The organism is Streptomyces sp. NPDC006012 (genome assembly GCF_042871185.1).
Taxonomy (GTDB): domain Bacteria; phylum Actinomycetota; class Actinomycetes; order Streptomycetales; family Streptomycetaceae; genus Streptomyces.
In genome coordinates, this window is the sequence record NZ_JBIAIE010000002.1 from 286833 (window position 1) to 306040 (window position 19208).

Consider the following 19208-nt stretch of genomic DNA (forward strand, 5'->3'; position numbering starts at 1 on the left):
TGGGTTCGAATCCCTCCGTTTCGCGTCTTCCAGAGGTATCGGACAGGGGTGTCGGATCATCATGAGGAGCGGTGCCCGCCCTCGTGGAACGGATTCAAGTAATGGACACGTCCGCGCTGGATGACGGGATTTTCCCGCTCACCCTCTGTCCGAAGGAACGGGCACTGGTGGTCTGAACGCAGGGTCCAGGTTTCGTCCCCGGGGGCGACCCACAGCAACTTCCCCTCGTTCAGCCAGGGCGCCAGGTCGTAGTCGTTGTCACGGCTCTCGAAGGGGACGAACGCCCAGCCCTCCCAGGCGCCGTCCCGCCAGACGGGATAGTGGTCCTGGCCCCACAGGTTCTCCCGGTGGGTTTCGGCGGGGGCCGGCCCGAAGTAGGTCATGACCCAGGCGGTGTGCGGTCCGACCGGCAGTTGGGCGATCACCACCTGGACACCGGGACCGTTCAGCAGGCGGGGCACGACATAGGGCACCGCGGGGCCCGGCCGGCAGCGGAAGGGCGCGTCCGCCACCGCAGACCGGTCCAGTCCTACCGCGCCGGCCATCGCCAGCCACTGGTCGGGGACGGCCTGCGGCAGCCGTCGGACGGGTACGTCGAAATCCCAGAAGAGTCCGTCGAGATCGACCGTGTCGAGGGGCCAGCGCACCAGCTCGCCGGTCCCGGGACATCGGGAGACTGTCACCTCCGGCAGCCAGTCGCGGTACTCCGACCGCAGCCGCCGACGGCCGCCGGACTCTTCACCGGCACGGGCGTACCGGCTCAGTAGCTTCGCGCGGTCGCCCGGGGCGCCACGGGTCACTTCCCCTCCGTCTGCTGCGGCTGCGTCAGGCAGTTCGGTCCCTTCAGTTTCTCTCCAGCGAATACCAGACGCGGCGGCTGGTTGGGGATGAACCTGACCAGCTTCTCTCCCCCACCCTCGGGGGGTGCGCTGTGCTCCTTGATGATTCCTTCTTTCATGGCTTCTTCTTTTTTGTTCACCGGGACCCAGAACATGTGCGCACCATGCATTACCGCCATGTTCTTGGCTTTCATATCTTCAATCAGCTGGTCATGCTCCGGCACACTGACCCGCTTGTCATCGAGCTTGTGAATGTCGAAGACATCGTGGTCGCCCACCAACGGCTTTTCTTTGAGAAAGACAATACCGCCTTTCACCGTGTAGCCATCTTTTTCCAGATCCTTCATCTTTTCGCCGAGATCACTGTACTCGGCCCGCCTCTGTTCATAGCGCTTCTTGAGCTCACCTTCATAGCTTTTCTCGGGCGGGTTAAAGAATCCCACCTTCCCTTTGTCTCCTTCCTTCAGCTCCACATCAATCTGGAGATCCGCGTCTTTGATGGTTTTCGCTTTGACCTCCATCGGTTTCGGTTGGCCCTTTCCATTGATCAGAAATTCTACGGAATCCGGATTCGTGGGCCGCACGTCCACATATACGCGTTGCGTATGGTTGTCATGCTCAACGATGTCCTGGAACTTCGTCTGGTTCATCACCGGTATCCCCTGGTATTTCTGCAGGTTCTCCGCTGTTGTGGTATCGCCGCAGAACCCGGTCTTCGAGTCCTGAAGAGAGGTGCTTTCCGCAGTGAATACCTGCCCAGCCCCCAGAATTGCGAACGACGATGAGAGGCCAAGCGTGACGAGGAGTGCGTAATTCCGGCGGGTCGCAGTCCTGGAAGCCATGAGGAATTCCTCCGTGTTTCACCCGGCCGCGCCCGAAGAATGCTCACGGGGCATGCCGGACTTCGCCTGGGATGGGATTCTCGACAGGTCGCGCACAGGCATCGAATAGACCACATATCGCGGGTCAGCAGTGCGCCAATAACAGGTAAACAGAGTTACCCGTCACCCGCCTCCCGGGGTGAAGCAATTCACTGGAACGGACGCACGGTCCGAGGAATTCGAGCGGGATTCAACATTCTCCGCCGCGGGGGCTCCGGAGACTTCTTGACCGGTCACGGAGACACGCGTGCGTGCGACTTCAGGGGCCGAGGGCGATCGAGAAACTCGGTATGCTCTCCTGGGACGAACCGGAGCGGCGCATGTCCTCGCCGCGGCGGAGCCCGTTCCAGTTGCCGCAGACACACGAGTCTCCCTCCGGCCCGGCCGACCGGAGAAACGACGAAGTCCCGGCGCCTGCCTTGGCCAGGCGCCGGGACTCATGTGCCGGCCGGCGCCTCTGCGCCGGCCTCAGCCTCAGAACGCGCTGTTGCTGCAGCCCATGGTTGAGCCGATGTCGGTGGCCTGGGCGCCCGGGTTGCCCTCGCCGCCGAGGGCGTTGCCCAGCGCGCCGTTGAGCACGCCGACCTCGCCGAGAAGGTCGAGGTTCAGGTCGTGCGACTTACAGGTGGAGTTCTGCATGATGGCGAACCTGTCGCCCTCGTCGCCGCCCTTGCCTCCGGCGTGGGCCGTGCCACCGACGAGGCCGATGCTGCCGATTGCGGCAACCAGAACGGCGACGTTGCGAAGCTTGCGCATGTCATCTCCAGCGAAGTGAGGTGGGTGCGATCGGCAAGCGATCGACTACTCTTCGTTACGAGAGACTAGTATGAAAGGTCTCAAAACGGTCACATCCGCGCCGCTTTCGTGATCGTGTACCAGAAGCACCCGAACGCCGTATCGAATACGAACGGGCTACCAGCGGCAATTCCTCCCCGTGACGTTCGCGGACCGTCCGAGGGCGCCCGTAGGCGAAGGCCGGTTGAAGAACTCCAGGGCTTCGGCGCAGGATGGCCGACATGACCTCCACCGGACGCCCACTGCTCAACCGCCGCCTCGCCGGGTTCGGGACGACGATCTTCGCCGAGATGTCCGCCCTGGCGGTGCGGACCGGGTCGATCAACCTGGGGCAGGGCTTTCCGGACACGGACGGCCCCGAAGAGGTACGGGAGGCGGCCGTACGGGCGCTGCGCGAGGGGCGCGGCAACCAGTACCCGCCCGGCTCCGGCGTTCCCGAACTGCGCACCGCCATCGCCGGCCACCAGCGGCGTTTCCATGGCCTGAGCTTCGATCCGGACACCGAGGTCCTGGTCACCGCGGGCGCCACCGAGGCCATCGCCGCCGCGCTGCTCGCCCTGGTCGAGCCGGGCGACGAGGTCGTCGCGTTCGAGCCGTACTACGACTCGTACGCGGCGAGCATCGCGATGGCGGGCGGCACGCGGGTGCCGGTGACGCTGCGGCCGCACGAGGGCGGCTTCTGCCTGGACCTGGACGAACTGCGCGCCGCGGTGACGGACCGCACCCGGCTGCTGCTGGTCAACACCCCGCACAACCCGACAGGCACGGTGCTCACCCGCGAGGAGCTGGCCGCGATCGCCGCGCTGGCGGTGGAACGGGACCTGCTGGTGGTGACGGACGAGGTGTACGAGCACCTGGTCTTCGACGGCGCGGAGCATCTGCCGCTGGCCGCGTTCCCCGGCATGCGCGAGCGCACGGTCACCATCGGCTCCGCCGGGAAGACCTTCTCGTTCACGGGCTGGAAGGTCGGCTGGGTGACGGCCGCCCCGGATCTGGTGGCCGCGGTCCGCTCGGTCAAGCAGTTCCTGACGTACGTCGCCTCCGGGCCCTTCCAGTACGCCGTGGCCGATGCCCTGCGCCTGCCCGACGCGTACTTCGCCGAGTTCCGTGCCGGCATGCGGGCCAAGCGGGATCTGCTCGCGCACGGCCTGGAGCAGGCAGGCTTCAAGGTCTTCCGCCCGGCCGGCACGTATTTCATCACCACCGACATCCGCCCCCTCGGCGAAAGCGACGGCTTCGCCTTCTGCCGCACGCTGCCCGAGCGCTGCGGAGTGGTGGCGATTCCCAACGCGGTCTTCTACGACCACCGCGAGGCCGGCGCACCCTTCGTACGTTTCGCCTTCTGCAAGCGGAAGAATGTGTTGGAAGAGGCGGAAACCCGCCTCAAGCGGTTGGCGGTCTGACGCGGGGCGGAAGGAGCGCAGCGGAGTCGCGTGGGCGGGACCTGCTCATGAACCGCCGCCCCGAAGCGACCCACAGCTCACTCGGTGTCCTTGGGGTGCCGAGGAGAGGCGTACACGAGGATCACGGTGGAAGTCTCCGTGCTGACCAGATAGCGCACTCGACCACCGCTGGTGACCTCGTACTCCCACTGATCGAGGTCGGATCCCTTCCACGCTTTGGTTGCGTGCCTGCCCCGTAGCTGATGCTGGCGACTCCAGTTGGACCGGGACAGAGGATCGCTTCGCAGAGCGTCCAGGCAGCGATGGGCGCTCGACAGCGCAACGCGGCACAGTTCCTCCCAGCCGGTCACCGCCTCCGTGGTCCCGAAGACGACGTTCCACCCGATCATGGGCGGAACGCTGACCCGGTCCCTTTCTTCGGGCTCACCCACGCACCTCGACCGGGCCGAGGTCATCACCATCGAGCGGACGCGCCGACTCCCTGAGCTGATCGGGATCGGCATTGATGCGAGCCGTGGCACGCCAGGAGATGATCGCGCGATGCACCGCCTCTCCCGCCCCTAGTTCGGCGGCGTCCGACAGCGCTTCAAGGAGCTCGACGGTGAAGGCCCGAACCTCTTCCGCGTCCAGGTGGCGCACCCAGGGGAACACCTCAGGGAGCGCGAGAAGGAGCGACTTGGCGCCGTCGTCCTGCTTCATCAGCGCGAGGAAAAGCCGTGAGGCGGTGGTCAGGTTCTCCTCGGCATTCTCCGCCCGTACAGCCGTGGTCAACACCATGTCCGGCGCATCCCGATGTGTGACACGGAGACGGCCCAGGGCAGCCGCTCTGGCCGCGATGCCCTTGGGGTTGCGAGAGAGGTCGGTGAAGGAGACGGACTCCGTTTCTGCTTCCAGACGCACATGAGACATAATCAGAGCTTATTCAGATCCTGTTCTGATTTCTAGTGCTGCCGGGCTATCGGTATGCGTACCTTCACTTTCTGCAAGCGGGACGACGTTCTCCACGAGGCCGTCGGCCGACTGCGGAGCCTCACGCCCTGACCTCACGCCCGTGAGCCCCGGACGGGACCGCAGGGAGATCGTCACCGACGGAGGTATGCGCATTCGTCGGCAAGGCCGTCCGAGGCGACCCGGCAGGGACTGGCTGCCTCCGTCAAAAAGAGCCACACCCCTCAGAAACGGCAGTGTCCGGGTGCGACGGAAAATCCGACGGTTCCCTCACTCGTCCGGGTGAAGTCGTGTCCAGGAGATACCCAGGAGCAATCTGAACAAGTGACTCTTCCGTAAGAGCTACCGTTTTGTTTGGAGATTCCTGATATGAGCGTGTGGAATCCAGACAGCACCGGCATCAGCGACGAACCTCTGGACCTGACCGATCCGGCGCTGGTCACAGACCCCTTCAGGGCCTATGCGCCCATCCGCGAACGCGGGCAGATGGTGCGCGGGCGCGTGCCCGGCGTCGACCCGATGTGGGTGGCCACCTGCCACGACGACATCCGTACCCTCATGAGTGATTCCCGCTTCACCATCGACGCCACGGCCGTCCCCGGTGCACCGGTGGCCCACCGTACCGAGCAGACCTGGCGGGCCCGCGGCATGTACCGGGAGTACGAGAAGTACTTACGCGTCGGGATCTTCGACGCGGACGGTCCCGCCCACCGCCGCCTGCGCGGCCGGGTCAGCGCCGCCTTCTCCCCTCGCCGCGTGGCCGCGCTGCGCCCCAGGATCGAAGCCACCGCCACCCACCTGCTCGACCGTCTGCCGGACCACGCCGAAGACGGCGTGGTCGACCTCATCGAGCACTTCGCCAGGCCACTGCCCATCACCGTCATCTGCGAACTCATCGCCGTCCACGAGGCCGACCGGGACCGCTGGCGAGCCCGCAGCGCCACACTGGCCGCCGGTGTCTGCGGTGACGAACTCGGCGACGCGCTCGCGGGCATGGTCGACGACGCGATCGCCCTCGTCGGCCACCACACCGCGCACCCCGGAAACGATCTCATCTCCGACCTGCTCGCCGCCCAGCACCCCGACCGGCTGAGCACGGAGGAGCTTGTCTCCCTCATCGTCAACCTCGTCGTCGCCGGGCACATCACCACCGTCAACCTCATCGCCAACGGCACCGCAGCACTTCTCACCCACCCCGGCCAACTCGCCCTGCTGCGCGAGGACCCCACCCTCATGCCGCACGCCGTCGACGAACTCATGCGCTACTGCGGCCCCGTCGTGCGCGCGCTGCCCCGCTACGCCCTCTGCGACACCACCCTCGGCAGCACCCCGGTGAAGGCCGGGGAAGCCGTTCTCCCGATCGTGTCCGCAGCCAACCGCGACCCGGCCGCCTTCACCGACCCCGACCGCCTTGACATCAGCCGCACCCGCCACAGCCGGGAGCATCACCTCGGCTTCGGACACGGCGCCCACCGCTGCCTCGGCGCGCACCTCGCTCACGAGGAGACCGGCATCGCCCTGACCACACTGCTCAACCGTTTTCCCGGCCTGCGGCTCGCCACCGATCCCCGGCATCTCCAGCACGGCACCAACCCTGTCAACTGGCACCTGAAGGCCCTCCCCGTGCGCTGGTAGCGCCGGGAGGACGGCCCGGCCGGCTCCGGGACGGCGCGGCCGAACCTGATCCGGCCGGCCCTGAGTCATGCGCTTGGTGCGGCTGGTGCGGCCAAAGGCCGACCGGCCACCCGCCCCACCGCCCCTGTTCCTTCCCGTCGCCGACCTTCTGCGCGGGGCGTCCGGAGCCCCGGGACCCGGCTCCCGCGGCCGGGGCACCCGCCGCCCGCGGCCGTCACGTCACCACGCCGACGGCCCTCACGACGTACCCGCTCGGCCGCACACTGCTCGCGCCCCCGCGCTCGCCCCTGCAAGCTGCGAAAATGTGAGCCACGCAAGTCCCACCCTCATCCCTGCCGCTCCCGCCGTGTCCCACGAGCCCGGCCCCCAGGAGCGCGCCCGGGCCCGGCTGTCCCTGCTGACGGCGAGCGGGATCGCGCTCGGGGTGTTCGCCGTCACCCGGCTCGCCGGGTTCGCCGTGCTGGCCTTGGCCGCCTGGACCAGGGACAAGCAGCCGCTGGCCCTGCTCGGCCGGTCCTGGGACTCCGTGTGGTACCTGGGCATCGCCGCGCACGGCTACGGCCGCACCGTGGCCTTCCAGCCCGACGTCATCCACAGCGACCTGGCGTTCTTCCCGCTGTATCCGGCGCTCGTGCGGGTCGTGACCGCCGTGACGCCGTTCGGCGGGGGCGCGGCGGGGCTGCTGGTGTCCTGGGCCGCCGCCGGGGTCGCCGCCTGCGGGATCTACGCGGTGGGCGCCCGCCTGTACGGCCCCGGCGTGGGCACCGTGCTGGTGGTGCTGTGGGGGCTGCTGCCGCACTCCGTGGTGCTGTCGATGGCGTACACCGAGCCGGTGCTCACCGCGTTCGCGGCCTGGTCCCTGTACGCCGTGCTGGCCGGCAACTGGCTGTGGGCGGGCACCCTGGCCACCCTCGCCGGGCTGTCCCGGCCCAACGGCATCGCGGTCGCCGCCGCGCTGATCGCGGCGGCGGTCTGCGAGGCGTACCGGACCCGCCGGCGCGGCGACCGGTTTTCCCACAGGCTGTGGACGGGCGCCGCGCTCGCACCGCTGGGCTGGACGGCGTACGTGCTCTGGGTCGGCCGGCGCAAGGACGACCTGCTCGGCGGCTACTTCGAGGTGCAGCGGCTGTGGGGGTCACGGTTCGACCTCGGGCGCGGTTCGCTGCACTTCGTCCGCGGGCTGCTGGGACGGGGCGACCGGTTCGTCTTCTCCGTGGCGCTGCTGATCGTGGCGCTGGCCGTGCTGCTGTTCGCACTGCTGGTCGCCGACCGGGCCCCACTCCCCCTCCTCGTGTACAGCGGCGTGCTGCTGCTGATCACGCTCGGCGGCTCCGGTTTCTTCGAGTCCAAGCCGCGCTTCCTGCTGCCCGCGTTCCCGCTGCTGATCCCGCTGGCCCGGGCCCTGGTACGGACGGCGAGAGCCCGGCCCTGGCACGCGACCGTGGTGGTCTGCGCCCTGGCCGGGCTCTCCTTCGGATACGGCGCCTATCTCGTCGTGCTCGCCCGGACGCCGCTGTGACGACCGTGACCGCCGCCGTTGGGGCAGCCGCGACCGTCCGTCCGCCGCCCCAGGGCGCCCGGAACGCGCAGAACGCCCAGGGCGCCGGCGGCTCACCCGCCGCGCCGGACCGTCGTCGCGCCGCCGCGCACCGGGGTGCGGAGCGACGGTGTCACTCCTCGTCGTCGGGCTTGTCCGCCTCGTTGACCTCTTGTTCGAGGCCGAGCTGCTCCACCAGCCACTTGTCGAACTCGATCGCGGCCCGCACCCAGCTGACCGTGGAGGTGACGAAGTGGTTGAGGTCGACGCCGGTGCTGATCAGCATCTGCGCCTCACCGATGAGGCGGACGGTGCCGTCGTCGTGGGTGTGGGTGTACACCTTGGGCCACAGCGTCCTGCGGTTCCAGTCGTCGATCGTCTCCAGGAGCTGCGACTTCTCCTCGATCTGGTGCGGCCGGTCGAAGAAGGTCCGCACCGAGAAGACCGCCTGGTCGGGCTCCCCGCGGAACATGAAGTACGTACGGAACTGCTCCCACGGCGCCGCGAGGTCACCCTCTTCGTCGACGACGTACTTCAGCTCCATCTGTTCGAGGAGCTGCTTCACAAGATCCTGATCCGGGACGACGGGGCCCGCCGGTCCTTGGGGCTGCGGCTCGGGCTGGCCCCCGAAGTTCGGAATCGAGGACGGGTCGATGGTCACCGTGAATTTCCCTTCGTACGGATTCCGCCATCCTCCCTCATCCGGGGAGGGGGGTGGCAAGCCCCGACGGCGCTGTCCGCCACGGGCAGACACGATCCGGTCAAGCCTTTACCCGCGCGCCACGAAGCGCGTACCCGCACGCCACCCGGACACGACTGCCGCCCGTCTTCCCCGGCCGGTTCCGGCCGGGGAAGACGGGCAGACGGTCCGGGGAGGGGCGGTTCGACCACGCGACGCATTGGAGCCGACGACGGCCCGCCCCCAGGTCAGAGCGTCTTACCGGTGGACGGCCCGACCAGCAGCCCGTCACCGAAGGCGTCCACCCGGACCGTGTCGCCGTCCTTGACCTCCCCGGAGAGGATCTCCTTGGCGAGCCGGTCGCCGATGGCGGTCTGGACCAGACGGCGCAGCGGGCGGGCGCCGTACGCCGGGTCGTTGCCCTCGTCCGCCAGCCAGGCCAGCGCCTCGTCAGTGACGACCAGGGTGAGCCGGCGCTCGGCCAGCCGGCGGGCCAGCCGGTCGATCTGGAGCCGGGCGATCCGGGCCAGTTCGTCCTTGCTCAGGGCCGAGAAGACGACCAGGTCGTCGAGCCGGTTCAGGAACTCCGGCTTGAAGGAGACCCGGACCACTTCGAGCACCTGCTCCTTCTTCTCGTGCTCGCTGGTGGTCGGCTCGACCAGGAACTGGCTGCCCAGGTTCGAGGTGAGGACGAGGATCGCGTTGCGGAAGTCGACCGTACGGCCCTGCCCGTCGGTCAGCCGGCCGTCGTCCAGCACCTGCAGGAGGATGTCGAAGACCTCGGGGTGCGCCTTCTCCACCTCGTCCAGCAGGACCACGCTGTACGGGCGCCGCCGCACCGCCTCGGTCAACTGGCCGCCCTCCTCGTAGCCGACGTACCCGGGGGGAGCACCGACCAGCCGGGCGACGCTGTGCTTCTCGCTGTACTCCGACATGTCGATACGGACCATGGCCCGCTCGTCGTCGAAGAGGAAGTCGGCAAGGGCCTTCGCCAGTTCGGTCTTGCCGACGCCGGTCGGGCCGAGGAACAGGAAGGAACCGGTGGGCCGGTCGGGGTCGGCGATGCCGGCCCGGCTGCGGCGCACCGCGTCGGAGACCGCCCGCACGGCCTCGGTCTGGCCGATCAGCCGGCGGCCCAGCTCGTCCTCCATGCGCAGCAGCTTCTGCGTCTCGCCCTCCAGCAGCCGCCCGGCGGGGATGCCGGTCCAGGCGGCGACGACGTCGGCGATGTCGTCGGAGCCGACCTCGTCCTTGACCATGGTGTCCTTCGCGGCCTCCTCCTCGGCCTCGGAGGCGGCCTCCATCTCCTTCTCCAGCTCGGGGATCTCGCCGTACAGCAGCTTGGAGGCGGTGTCGAAGTCGCCGTCGCGCTGGGCGCGTTCGGCCTGGCCGCGCAGGTCGTCGAGGCGTTCCTTCAGCTCGCCGACCCGGTTCAGGGACTGCTTCTCCTTCTCCCAGCGCGCGTTGAGGCCGCGCAGCTCCTCCTCCTTGTCGGCGAGGTCGCGGCGCAGCTTCTCCAGGCGCTCCCGGGAGGCCGCGTCGGTCTCCTTGCCGATCGCCAGCTCCTCCATCTTCAACCGGTCGACGGCGCGCTGGAGTTCGTCGATCTCGACGGGCGAGGAGTCGATCTCCATACGCAGCCGGGAGGCGGCCTCGTCGACCAGGTCGATGGCCTTGTCGGGCAGGAAACGGGAGGTGATGTAGCGGTCGGAGAGGGTGGCGGCGGCCACCAGCGCGCTGTCCGCGATCTGCACCTTGTGGTGGGCCTCGTAGCGGCCCTTGAGACCGCGCAGGATCGCGATGGTGTCCTCCACGGTCGGCTCGGCGACCAGCACCTGCTGGAAGCGCCGCTCCAGCGCCGGGTCCTTCTCGATCCGCTCGCGGTACTCGTCGAGCGTGGTCGCGCCGACCATGCGCAGCTCGCCGCGGGCCAGCATCGGCTTGAGCATGTTGCCCGCGTCCATCGCCGAGTCGCCGCCTGCGCCGGTGCCCACCACGGTGTGCAGTTCGTCGATGAAGGTGATGATCTGCCCGTCGGAGTCCTTGATCTCGGCGAGGACGGTCTTCAGCCGCTCCTCGAACTCACCCCGGTACTTGGCGCCCGCGACCATCGCGCCGAGGTCCAGCGCCACCAGCCGCTTGTTCTTCAGCGACTCCGGTACGTCGCCCTTCACGATCCGCTGGGCGAGGCCCTCGACGACGGCGGTCTTGCCGACGCCGGGCTCGCCGATGAGCACGGGGTTGTTCTTGGTACGGCGGGACAGCACCTGGACGACCCGCCGGATCTCGTGGTCCCGCCCGATGACGGGGTCGAGCTTGCCGTCGCGGGCCGCCGCGGTGAAGTCGGTGCCGAACTTCTCCAGGGCCTTGTACTGGCCCTCCGGATCGGCGGTGGTCACGCGTCGCCCTCCCCTTGCCTTCTGGAAGGCCGTCTGCAGTTTCTTCGCGTCGGCGCCCTGCCGGGCCAGCACCTCGCCGGCCGCGCCGCCCTTCGCCGCGATGCCGATGAGCAGGTGTTCGGTGGAGAGGTAGTCGTCGCCGAGGTCCTTCGCGCGCGCGGCTGCGTCGGCGAGGACGGCGAGCAGCTCGCGGTTGGGCTGCGGGGGCGCGACGGTGGTGCCGGCCACGCTGGGCAGCCCGGCGAGCACCTGCTCGGTCCCGGACCGTACGGCGGCCTGGTCGGCGTCGACGGCCGCGAGCAGGTCGGTGATGTTCTCGTTCTCCTGCCCCTGGAGCAGGGCCAGCAGCAGGTGGGCAGGCGTAAGGTCCGGGTGTCCCTCGGTCACGGCCCGCGTGCTGGCCGCGTTGATCGCGTCCCGGCTCCTGTTGGTCAGCTCGGCGTCCACGTTCGCGTTCTCCTCCTCGGCGTCGGCTTGTCGGCCACGTCTCCCGATACTCCCAGTGCTGACTTAACCAACGTACACAAAGTTGAGTCTATTCCACTCAAGGCGGTACGGGGAGCCGGGGGAACTGGGGAAGCCGGGGGATCACCCGGCATCGACGGCCGGGGATCCCCGCCTCCGGACCTGGATCACCGGCATCGGCCGGCGAGAGGGCGGGTCCGGACCCGGGGAACCCGGGGATTCCCGGGCAGCCCCGCCTCCGCGCCGACGCGCCACCCGGCCCTGGAGTAGTTTCCGGAAGCATGACCCGACAGACCCTGGACTACGCCGTGGACCTGGACGCGCCGGACGCGTCGTACCTCGCCTTCTGGCGGGAGCGCCATCTCTGCACCCTGACGACCCTGCGCCCCGACGGCAGCCCGCACGTCGTACCCGTCTCCGTGACCTACGACCCCGAAGCCCGGCTGGCCCGGGTGATCACGAACGGGGCGAGCGCCAAGGCGGGCCATGTCGTCGCGGCCGGCGAGGCCGGTGCCCGGGTCGCCGTCTGCCAGGTGGCCGGGCGGCGCTGGGCCACGCTGGAGGGCCGGGCCTTCGTCCACACCGACCGGGAGCGCGTCGCGGAGGCGGAGCGGCGCCACGCGGAGCGGTACGAGCGGACGCCGTCGCCGAATCCTGCCCGTGTGGTGATCGAGATCCAGGTGGAGCGGGCGCTCGGGAAGGCGTGACCGCGGGGCGGCGGCCGGGGTCCGGGCCGCACCGGGGAGGGCGGCGCCGGATCCGCCCCGGGCCACCCGGAGCCGGCCGCGGGCCCGGCCGGGTCAAGGCCCGTTCCCGGTCCGGTGCACAGCCGACCACGGACAGCCACAAGCGGTTTTGAGCCAGCATGAGAACCGGGTGATGTCGCGAAATATCCCTGGAAACGACAGCGGCGTCACCGTGTTCAGGTCACGGTGACGCCGCTGCGGGGGGAAGCACCTGAGCGATCTATAACGACGGGGGAATCGCGTCAGGCACTGCGGGGGGTGGCCGAGATAGTCCTCACATCCGGGGCCTCCGGCTCTGCCAGCCGATGGTCCCGCTGATCCAGGTTCACAAAAATCATTCCGTACCGAATGGCACATCGCACGGGTTGCGGAGCCCCGCGGGGCTTCCGCAGACACCGGTACGCCCGTACGTCCTCGTCCTCGTCCCGCGTGACGACGACCGGCTCGCCGAACACGGTCACCATCAGCGAGTCACCGCTGTGGGGGATGGCGGTGACCAGGTCGATGAAGTGCCAGCCGGATCGATAGGCGGTCGCCATCTCACGGCGGAAGGATCGGTCGTCGGGTGGGGTGCTCACGTCAGCTCCCGGCTCCAATGACCGGCGGGAGCGGCCACGACGTGTTGTCCTCGCCTTGCGCGACACTCGGCCAGCTGGTGTTTGCCCGAACATCGCCCTTCGTGCCGGAGAAACCGCCCAACACACCGACGGCCACCAGGGCAGAGAAGGCGGCGACAAGCACCGAGCGAAGCATTTTCTTACCCATAGTCGGCTTCGTCCTCACTTGAAGGTCCCCTTTTCCCCCGTCAGGTACGACGATGGCTCATTCGGGCACGTCATGGCCACACAATCGGTGCATCATGTTCCTGCATGTTCAGGACCCTGGGGGGTGGAGATATGACAACGAGTCACACAAAAGCGACACATCCCCACGCTGTGACGGAGCTGTGTGAGGACGGTGGCCGCATCTATGCCACGGCTCTACGTACGGGACACGTCGCGCGCACAGCCGTGGAAGCCGCCCCTTGCCTGCTGGAGTTCGGCCTGCTCCACCCGGACCCCGACGACCCGGACCGGCTGCGCCCGGTACCGCCCTCGGTCGCCCTGGCCCAGCGGCTCGGACCGATCGAGCGCGAGATAACCGCGCGGCGGCGGCAGACGATCGAGCTGGCCGACGCCTTCGGGCCGTACATGACGCTCAGCACGCAGGACACGGCGAGCAGCGATTCGATGACCCTGCTGGAGGGCAGCGAGCGGATCAACGCCGCGCTCAACCTGGCCACCGAGCAGTGCCGCACGGAGGTGCTGACGGTCCAGCCGAGCGACCGCATCTCCGAACGCAGCGTCCTGAAGGGCCTGGAGCGCGACCGCCCGCTGATCGAACGCGGCGTGCGGATCCGCACCCTGTACCAGCACACCGCCCGCCACAACCCGGAGAAGCTCGCCTACGCCGCGCACCTTTCCGACGGCAAGGCGGAGTACCGCACCATCGACGAACTGGTGGAGCGCCTCATCATCTGCGACGAGACCGTCGCGTTCATCCCCATCCGCGACGACCAGCAGGTCGCGCTGGAACTGCGCCAGCCGGGCCTGGTCCGCTATCTGGTCAAGGTCTTCGAGTTCATGTGGAACCGCGCCGTCCCACTGGGCACGGACGGGCCCTACGAGGCCGCCCCCGACGGCATAACGGAGATCCAGCACTCCATCGCCAAGCTCCTCGTCGAGGGCCATGTCGACGAGGCCATCGCCCGCCGGCTCGGCATGAACGTCCGTACCTGCCGCGCCCACATCGCCAAGCTGGCCCAGTCCCTGGGCAGCGGCAGCCGCGCCCAGCTCGGCTATCTCATCGCACGCTCGGGGATCCTTGACCAGGAATACTGAGCGGGCCCTCGCCCGCCGCGCGCGGCGGGCCGTCCAGACCCACCTGGGCGATGCGGACGCCCAACTGGGTGCGGTTGGCGGCACCGAGAGTCTCCGACAGCCGCGCGATGTGCGCGCGGCAGGTGCGGACGCTGATCCCCAGGCGCTCGGCGATGACCGCGTCCTGGTGGCCCTCGGCCAGCAGCGCGGCGATGGACTGCTCGCGGTGCGAGATGCCCTCGATACCGGTGTCGGGCAGCGGGGCGGTCAGCGGGATCGCCAGTCGCCACAGCCGTTCGAAGACCGTCACCAGGTATTCGACCAGCGCCGGGTGCCGCAGTTCCAACGCCATCGTGCGGTCGGTGTTCGCCGGGATGAAGGCCACCGTACGGTCGAACAGGATCAGCCGGTCGATGACCTCGTCCAGCGTCCGGGCCTCGACCGCGTCGCCCATCAGCTCCAGGTAGTTGAGCAGCCCCTGCCCGTGCCGTGCCACGTGCGTGTACAGGTCGCGCATGCGCACGCCCCGGCCGCGCAGCGCCAGTGCCCGGTGCAGCCCCTCGGTCAGCTCGGCCTCCCGCCGGATGCCGCCGGGCTGCACCGTCAGCACCTCGGTGGTACAGGCCGCGGTCGCCTCGTCCATCGCCGCCTGGATCCGGGACAGCCCGTCCAGGACCCGGATCGCGGTGCCCTCGGCCGGCGCCGACGCCGGAGCCGGTAGCCGGCGGCCCAGACCCGCGTACCGCTCGAAGGCCGCCACCGCCGAACCCACCCGGCGCTGGCTCTCCTTGGCCTCGTCGTACATCACGCGCAGCAGCCGGGTCATGACCTCCTGCGGGGAGGTCGGCACCAGCCAGTCCATGTCATCCGGGTCCGGGTGCAGCAGGGCGAGTTCCAGCAGGCAGGGCACCGGCTCGGCATCCATGCGCGGCACCCGGCCGCTTCGTACGGCCCGGGAGTACACGCGGTCTCCGGCTTCGCACAGGCGGTCGGCACCGTGTGGATGCTGCCCCGTTCCACGCCCGGTCATCGCCCATTCCACCCCCGGTTGCTGCCACTTCCGCAGCGCAACTATGCGCGGCGCCGACCGGCTCCGCAACACGGCTGCCCTGGCCGCGCCGGGTGCGATCCGGCGGATTCTCCCGGTTCCTCCCCGCCGTCTTTCGGCCCTCCCGCGACCGGCCGGCGGGCCCGCCGACGCCCGCCGATGAACTCCCGCACCGCCGTGAGCAGGTGAAATCCCCTCAGCGACCGCCAGGTCACCCTGCGCGTCCGCGCCGCCCCGGACCGTACGCATACGATGCCCGCAGACCGGCCGACAAACGGATCAGGATGTTTGTGCGAGCGGGCCGGATCAGGGGGGTCTGCCGGGTCCCTGACAAGGGTGTACGGGGTCCGGGGTCGGACCCGCGGAGCAGCCGGGCCTGACCTCGCGTCACGTACGGCGGCCGCGGGCACGGGGGCGGAGTGACGGCCGGGACCCGGCGAACGGCCCTCAGGAGCCCCACAGCGGCCGACAGGCCCCACTGGGCACTCTTTCCCCACCCGCCCCTGCGCCGCCCGCACACGACCGCCTCGACGGGCACGACACGGGCACGGAACGGGCATGCGCAGGCACGACACAGGCATGCGCGGGCACGGAACGGACATACACGGGCACGGAACGGACATACGGCCGCAGCCGCCGGCACGACCGCAGCCGCCGGCCGCTGTCCGCTACCTCAGGCCGAGCGCGTCACAGTCCGCCTTGTACTGGGACGTGCAGATGTCGGAGACCTTGTAGATGCCGTCCGCGATGACCGTGCTCTTGATGTTGGACTTCGTCATCGCGCTCACCTGCACCAGCTGGGCCGGGATGCCCTTCGTGGTAGGGCTGTTCACCCGGTCCGGGGTGAGCGCGTCGAACTGGATGTCCTTGCCCTGGAGCTTGGCGAGCGCCATCTCGGCGGCCGTTTCGGCCTCGTCCGGGTAGGGCTTGTAGACGGTCATGTACTGATCGCCGGAGACGATCCGCTGCACCGCCTGCAGTTCGGCGTCCTGGCCGGTGATCGGCGGCATCTCGACGGCCCCGGCGGCATGGAGCGCCTTGACGATGCCGCCCGCCATGCCGTCGTTGGCGGAGTAGACGGCCGCGATGTCGTCCTTGCCGATGTCGCCGATCGCGCGGTCCATGTTGGCCTCGGCGTTCTCCGGCTTCCAGTCCTTGGTGTCGAAGGACGCGGCCACCGTCACCTTGCCGCTCAGCGCGGCGAGGGCGCCCTGCTTGACCTGCTTGGCGTTCGGGTCGGTCAGCGCGCCGTTCATCATGACGATCTTCGCGGACGATCCGGCGCCCGGGCCCAGCGCCTCCAGCAGCGAACGGCCCTGCAACTCGCCGACGAGTTCGTTGTCGAACGAGATGTACGCCTCGACCGGCCCCTCGGACGGCCGGTCGTAGGCGATGACCGGGATGCCCGCGTCCTTGGCCTTGCGCACCTCGCCCGCGATGCCGTGCGCGTCGACCGCGTCCAGCAGGATGACGTCGACCCTGTCGTCGATCATCTTCTGCATCTGCACGGCCTGCTTCGCCGCGTCCGCCCCGGCGTTGGCGTAGGCGACCTTGCCCTGCTGCCCGGTCAGCGAGTCGACCTTCGCCTTGATGATGGGGTAGTCGAACTTCTCGTAGCGCGTGTTGGCCGTCTCCGGCAGCAGCAGGCCCACGGTGACGTCGTTGCCCTTGGTGGGGCTGGCGCTGTCGCTCGAACCGCGCGTCGCGCTCAGAGCGCCGCAGCCGGCAAGCGGAAGGATCATCGTGGACGCAGCCACGACTATGGCCAAACGACGCATGCGAGTGCTCACCTTAGGTGCGTTCGAGACGTGAGGGCTGCATTCGGCCCACGTGACTGAAAAGCCAACGCGCCGACACCACCTGCGTCAAGCAGCAGGGCCTAACAAGTGCGCAACGCCGCGTCCAGTCTTTGCTGTGAAGGTCTGGCGGAACTCTCTTGGAGTACCAGGTACGGGGCCTCCACCCAGGGAAGTTCAGGAGAAGGCAAAGATCATTCCAACCTTGCATTCTTCACATGAGCCGACGTCAGGAACGGCCGCCGCGAACGCCCCGGCCTCCCCGGCGGTCCCATCCACCACGGCCCGCTCCGCCCCGGTCGTCCCGCTCTGCCCCGGTCATCCCGGTCATCCCGGTCCGCCCCGCTGCTCCCGGTCCCCCGCTCCTCCAGTGCCGGGTGCCCGCGGAGCCCGCGCGGACATGGCAGAGGCCCGGAGGATCACCTCCGGGCCTCTGCCGTACGTACTGCCGTGCCGCCGGTCAGCCTCGGCCTTCTTCAGGCCGTGGCCATAGTCTTTGGCCTTGGTCCTCGGCCTCAGTCCTTGGCCTTGGTGCTCGGCCTCAGTCCTTGGCCTTCTTCGGCCGCCACACCACCAGCGCGCTGGTCTGCTGGACCTCCTGGTACGGCACCAGGTCGCGGCGGTAGGAGGCGTGGACGGCGGCCTCGCGCTGCCGCATCGCCGCCGCCGCGCCGTCCAGGGCCGCCTGCAGCTCCGCGACGCGGGACTGCAGAGCGACGACCTGGTTCTCCAGTTCGATGATGCGCTTGATTCCGGCCAGGTTGATGCCCTCGTCCTGCGACAACTGCTGCACCTGGCGGAGCAGTTCGATGTCACGGGCCGAGTAGCGGCGGCCCCGGCCCGCGGTGCGGTCCGGGGAGACCAGGCCCAGCCGGTCGTACTGGCGCAGCGTCTGCGGGTGCAGGCCGGAGAGCTGGGCCGCCACCGAGATGACGTAGACCGGGGTCTCCTCGGTCAGTTCATACGGGTTACGCCGACGGCCGTCCATCTCCCTCAGGCTCCCTTCGCGGCCTCGAACAACTCCGCCCGCGGGTCCTCACCCACGGTCGCCTCGCGATACGCCTCCAGCGCGTCACGAGCCTTCCCCGTCAGGTCCTTGGGAACACTTACCTCGACGGTGACCAGCAGATCCCCATGGGTGCCGTCCTTGCGGACCGCGCCCTTGCCCCGCGCCCGCATGGTGCGGCCGTTGGACGTGCCCGGCGGCAGCTTCAGCGTGACCGGCGGGCCGCCGAGGGTCGGGACCCGGACCTCGCCGCCGAGCGCCGCCTCGGTGAACGTCACCGGGACGGTCACCGTGAGGTTGTCGCCCTTGCGGCCGAACACCGGGTGCTCGCCGACGTGGACGACGACGTACAGGTCGCCCGCCGGTCCGCCCCGCTCGCCCGGGGTGCCCTTGCCGCGCAGCCGGATCCGCTGCCCGTCCGTCACCCCCGCGGGGATGCGGACCTGCATGGTCCGGGACGACTTGGCCCGGCCGCTGCCCTTGCACTCCGGGCAGGGGTGCTCGGCGATCAGGCCACGGCCCTTGCAGTCGGGGCAGGGGTCGGTGAGCGAGAAGCCGCCGCCCGAACCCCGCGCCACCTGGCCGGTGCCGACACAGGTCGGGCACACGCGCGGCGTACCGTTCTTGTCGCCGGTGCCGGAACAGGCCTTGCAGGGCGCCTGCGAGGACATCCTGAGCGGCACCGTGGCACCCTCGATGGCCTCCGTGAAGCTCAGCGTGACCTCGGACTCGATGTCCTGGCCGCGCCGGGGCTGGGTGCGCGTGGTGCCCGCGCCGCCCCGGTTGAACAAGCCCCCGAAGACGTCACCGAGGCCACCGCCGAAGCCGCCCGCGCCCTGGCCCTGGCCCTGGGCGCCGCCTCCGAAGAGGTCGCCCAGGTCGAAGTTGAAGTTGCCGCCGCCCGCGCCCGGCCCCGGGCGGTACCCGCCGTTGCCGAAGAGGGCGCGCGCATCGTCGTACTCCTTGCGCTTCTTGGGGTCGCCGAGGATGTCGTTCGCCTCGGAGACCTCCTTGAACCGCTCCTCCGCCTTTGCGTTGCCCTTGTTGGCATCCGGGTGGAACTCGCGGGCGAGTTTCCGGTACGCCTTCTTGATCTCCGCCTCGGTGGCGTCCTTGGGGACGCCGAGGACCTTGTAGTAGTCCTTCTCGATGAAGTCCTTGGTGCTCATCCC

Annotated in this window: 17 protein-coding genes; 5 read left to right on the forward strand and 12 right to left on the reverse strand. The window is 69.2% G+C overall.

The features are described 5' to 3' along the window. Positions 1-59 precede the first annotated feature (59 nt). The 3 genes from ACFYPJ_RS05450 to ACFYPJ_RS05460 form a co-directional block, all read right to left on the reverse strand. On the reverse strand, positions 60-800 hold the full coding sequence (locus tag ACFYPJ_RS05450) for a hypothetical protein (protein ID WP_389010852.1): 741 nt from the start codon (positions 798-800) through the stop codon (positions 60-62). Beyond that, a complete protein-coding gene (locus ACFYPJ_RS05455) occupies positions 797-1681 on the reverse strand; it encodes a hypothetical protein (protein WP_389010855.1) in 885 nt (294 codons plus the stop codon). Before ACFYPJ_RS05455 ends, ACFYPJ_RS05450 begins: the two co-directional genes overlap by 4 nt. A gap of 513 nt (positions 1682-2194) precedes the next feature. Continuing rightward, a complete protein-coding gene (locus tag ACFYPJ_RS05460) occupies positions 2195-2476 on the reverse strand; it encodes a hypothetical protein (protein ID WP_389010858.1) in 282 nt (93 codons plus the stop codon). 251 nt (positions 2477-2727) lie between these two features. Here ACFYPJ_RS05460 and ACFYPJ_RS05465 point away from each other — a divergent pair, with 251 nt between their 5' ends. Further along, positions 2728-3918: a pyridoxal phosphate-dependent aminotransferase gene (locus ACFYPJ_RS05465; RefSeq protein WP_389010861.1), complete on the forward strand. Its 1191-nt coding sequence runs from the start codon at positions 2728-2730 to the stop codon at positions 3916-3918. A gap of 77 nt (positions 3919-3995) precedes the next feature. On the opposite strand, the gene ACFYPJ_RS05470 is transcribed toward ACFYPJ_RS05465, so the two are convergent. Continuing rightward, complete coding sequence (locus ACFYPJ_RS05470) at positions 3996-4307, reverse strand: hypothetical protein (RefSeq protein WP_389010864.1); 312 nt, start codon at positions 4305-4307, stop codon at positions 3996-3998. A gap of 34 nt (positions 4308-4341) precedes the next feature. After that, positions 4342-4818, reverse strand: a complete 477-nt coding sequence (locus ACFYPJ_RS05475) for a prevent-host-death family protein (protein ID WP_389010867.1) — start codon at positions 4816-4818, stop codon at positions 4342-4344. Positions 4819-5235: 417 nt separating this feature from the next. On the opposite strand from ACFYPJ_RS05475, the gene ACFYPJ_RS05480 reads away from it, so the two are divergent. Then, the gene (locus tag ACFYPJ_RS05480) at positions 5236-6501 is read left to right on the forward strand and encodes a cytochrome P450 (RefSeq protein WP_389010870.1); all 1266 of its coding nucleotides are present in this window, start codon (positions 5236-5238) and stop codon (positions 6499-6501) included. A 304-nt stretch (positions 6502-6805) separates the two neighbouring features. Further along, positions 6806-8020 (forward strand): hypothetical protein, encoded by a 1215-nt coding sequence (locus tag ACFYPJ_RS05485; protein ID WP_389010873.1) that lies wholly within the window; start codon positions 6806-6808, stop codon positions 8018-8020. A gap of 151 nt (positions 8021-8171) precedes the next feature. Here ACFYPJ_RS05485 and ACFYPJ_RS05490 read toward each other — a convergent pair whose 3' ends face one another. Beyond that, a complete protein-coding gene (locus tag ACFYPJ_RS05490; RefSeq protein WP_389010876.1) occupies positions 8172-8699 on the reverse strand; it encodes a YbjN domain-containing protein in 528 nt (175 codons plus the stop codon). 266 nt (positions 8700-8965) lie between these two features. Next, entirely contained in the window at positions 8966-11563 is a 2598-nt protein-coding gene (clpB, locus tag ACFYPJ_RS05495) for an ATP-dependent chaperone ClpB (protein WP_389010878.1), read from the reverse strand. A 299-nt stretch (positions 11564-11862) separates the two neighbouring features. Here clpB and ACFYPJ_RS05500 point away from each other — a divergent pair, with 299 nt between their 5' ends. Then, a complete protein-coding gene (locus ACFYPJ_RS05500) occupies positions 11863-12288 on the forward strand; it encodes a pyridoxamine 5'-phosphate oxidase family protein (RefSeq protein ID WP_389010881.1) in 426 nt (141 codons plus the stop codon). A gap of 281 nt (positions 12289-12569) precedes the next feature. Here ACFYPJ_RS05500 and ACFYPJ_RS05505 read toward each other — a convergent pair whose 3' ends face one another. Then, positions 12570-12866: a (2Fe-2S)-binding protein gene (locus tag ACFYPJ_RS05505; protein ID WP_389011593.1), complete on the reverse strand. Its 297-nt coding sequence runs from the start codon at positions 12864-12866 to the stop codon at positions 12570-12572. 357 nt (positions 12867-13223) lie between these two features. On the opposite strand from ACFYPJ_RS05505, the gene ACFYPJ_RS05510 reads away from it, so the two are divergent. After that, positions 13224-14207 carry a helix-turn-helix transcriptional regulator gene (locus tag ACFYPJ_RS05510; protein WP_389010883.1) on the forward strand — a complete coding sequence of 328 codons (984 nt, stop codon included), beginning with the start codon at positions 13224-13226 and terminating at the stop codon, positions 14205-14207. Here ACFYPJ_RS05510 and ACFYPJ_RS05515 read toward each other — a convergent pair. From ACFYPJ_RS05515 to dnaJ, 4 genes are all read right to left on the reverse strand, one after another. Then, positions 14170-15216 (reverse strand): LuxR C-terminal-related transcriptional regulator, encoded by a 1047-nt coding sequence (locus ACFYPJ_RS05515; RefSeq protein ID WP_389010886.1) that lies wholly within the window; start codon positions 15214-15216, stop codon positions 14170-14172. The two genes, ACFYPJ_RS05510 and ACFYPJ_RS05515, sit on opposite strands and share 38 nt — an antisense overlap. A 686-nt stretch (positions 15217-15902) precedes the next feature. Further along, positions 15903-17012, reverse strand: coding sequence for a sugar ABC transporter substrate-binding protein (locus ACFYPJ_RS05520; protein WP_389010889.1), 1110 nt, complete (start codon positions 17010-17012; stop codon positions 15903-15905). 559 nt (positions 17013-17571) lie between these two features. After that, complete coding sequence (locus ACFYPJ_RS05525; protein ID WP_389010892.1) at positions 17572-18018, reverse strand: heat shock protein transcriptional repressor HspR; 447 nt, start codon at positions 18016-18018, stop codon at positions 17572-17574. A 5-nt stretch (positions 18019-18023) separates the two neighbouring features. Continuing rightward, positions 18024-19205 carry a molecular chaperone DnaJ gene (dnaJ, locus tag ACFYPJ_RS05530; RefSeq protein ID WP_389010895.1) on the reverse strand — a complete coding sequence of 394 codons (1182 nt, stop codon included), beginning with the start codon at positions 19203-19205 and terminating at the stop codon, positions 18024-18026. Positions 19206-19208 lie beyond the last annotated feature (3 nt).

Excerpts from the sequence above, each read along its gene's own strand:
- ACFYPJ_RS05455 (WP_389010855.1), bottom strand. The coding sequence starts at position 1,681 with ATGGCTTCCAGGACTGCGACCCGCCGGAATTACGCACTCCTCGTCACG.
- ACFYPJ_RS05460 (WP_389010858.1), bottom strand. The coding sequence starts at position 2,476 with ATGCGCAAGCTTCGCAACGTCGCCGTTCTGGTTGCCGCAATCGGCAGC.
- ACFYPJ_RS05465 (WP_389010861.1), top strand. The coding sequence starts at position 2,728 with ATGGCCGACATGACCTCCACCGGACGCCCACTGCTCAACCGCCGCCTC.
- ACFYPJ_RS05470 (WP_389010864.1), bottom strand. The coding sequence starts at position 4,307 with ATGATCGGGTGGAACGTCGTCTTCGGGACCACGGAGGCGGTGACCGGC.
- ACFYPJ_RS05480 (WP_389010870.1), top strand. The coding sequence starts at position 5,236 with ATGAGCGTGTGGAATCCAGACAGCACCGGCATCAGCGACGAACCTCTG.
- ACFYPJ_RS05500 (WP_389010881.1), top strand. The coding sequence starts at position 11,863 with ATGACCCGACAGACCCTGGACTACGCCGTGGACCTGGACGCGCCGGAC.
- ACFYPJ_RS05505 (WP_389011593.1), bottom strand. The coding sequence starts at position 12,866 with ATGGCGACCGCCTATCGATCCGGCTGGCACTTCATCGACCTGGTCACC.
- ACFYPJ_RS05510 (WP_389010883.1), top strand. The coding sequence starts at position 13,224 with ATGACAACGAGTCACACAAAAGCGACACATCCCCACGCTGTGACGGAG.
- ACFYPJ_RS05515 (WP_389010886.1), bottom strand. The coding sequence starts at position 15,216 with ATGACCGGGCGTGGAACGGGGCAGCATCCACACGGTGCCGACCGCCTG.
- ACFYPJ_RS05520 (WP_389010889.1), bottom strand. The coding sequence starts at position 17,012 with ATGCGTCGTTTGGCCATAGTCGTGGCTGCGTCCACGATGATCCTTCCG.
- ACFYPJ_RS05525 (WP_389010892.1), bottom strand. The coding sequence starts at position 18,018 with ATGGACGGCCGTCGGCGTAACCCGTATGAACTGACCGAGGAGACCCCG.
- dnaJ (WP_389010895.1), bottom strand. The coding sequence starts at position 19,205 with ATGAGCACCAAGGACTTCATCGAGAAGGACTACTACAAGGTCCTCGGC.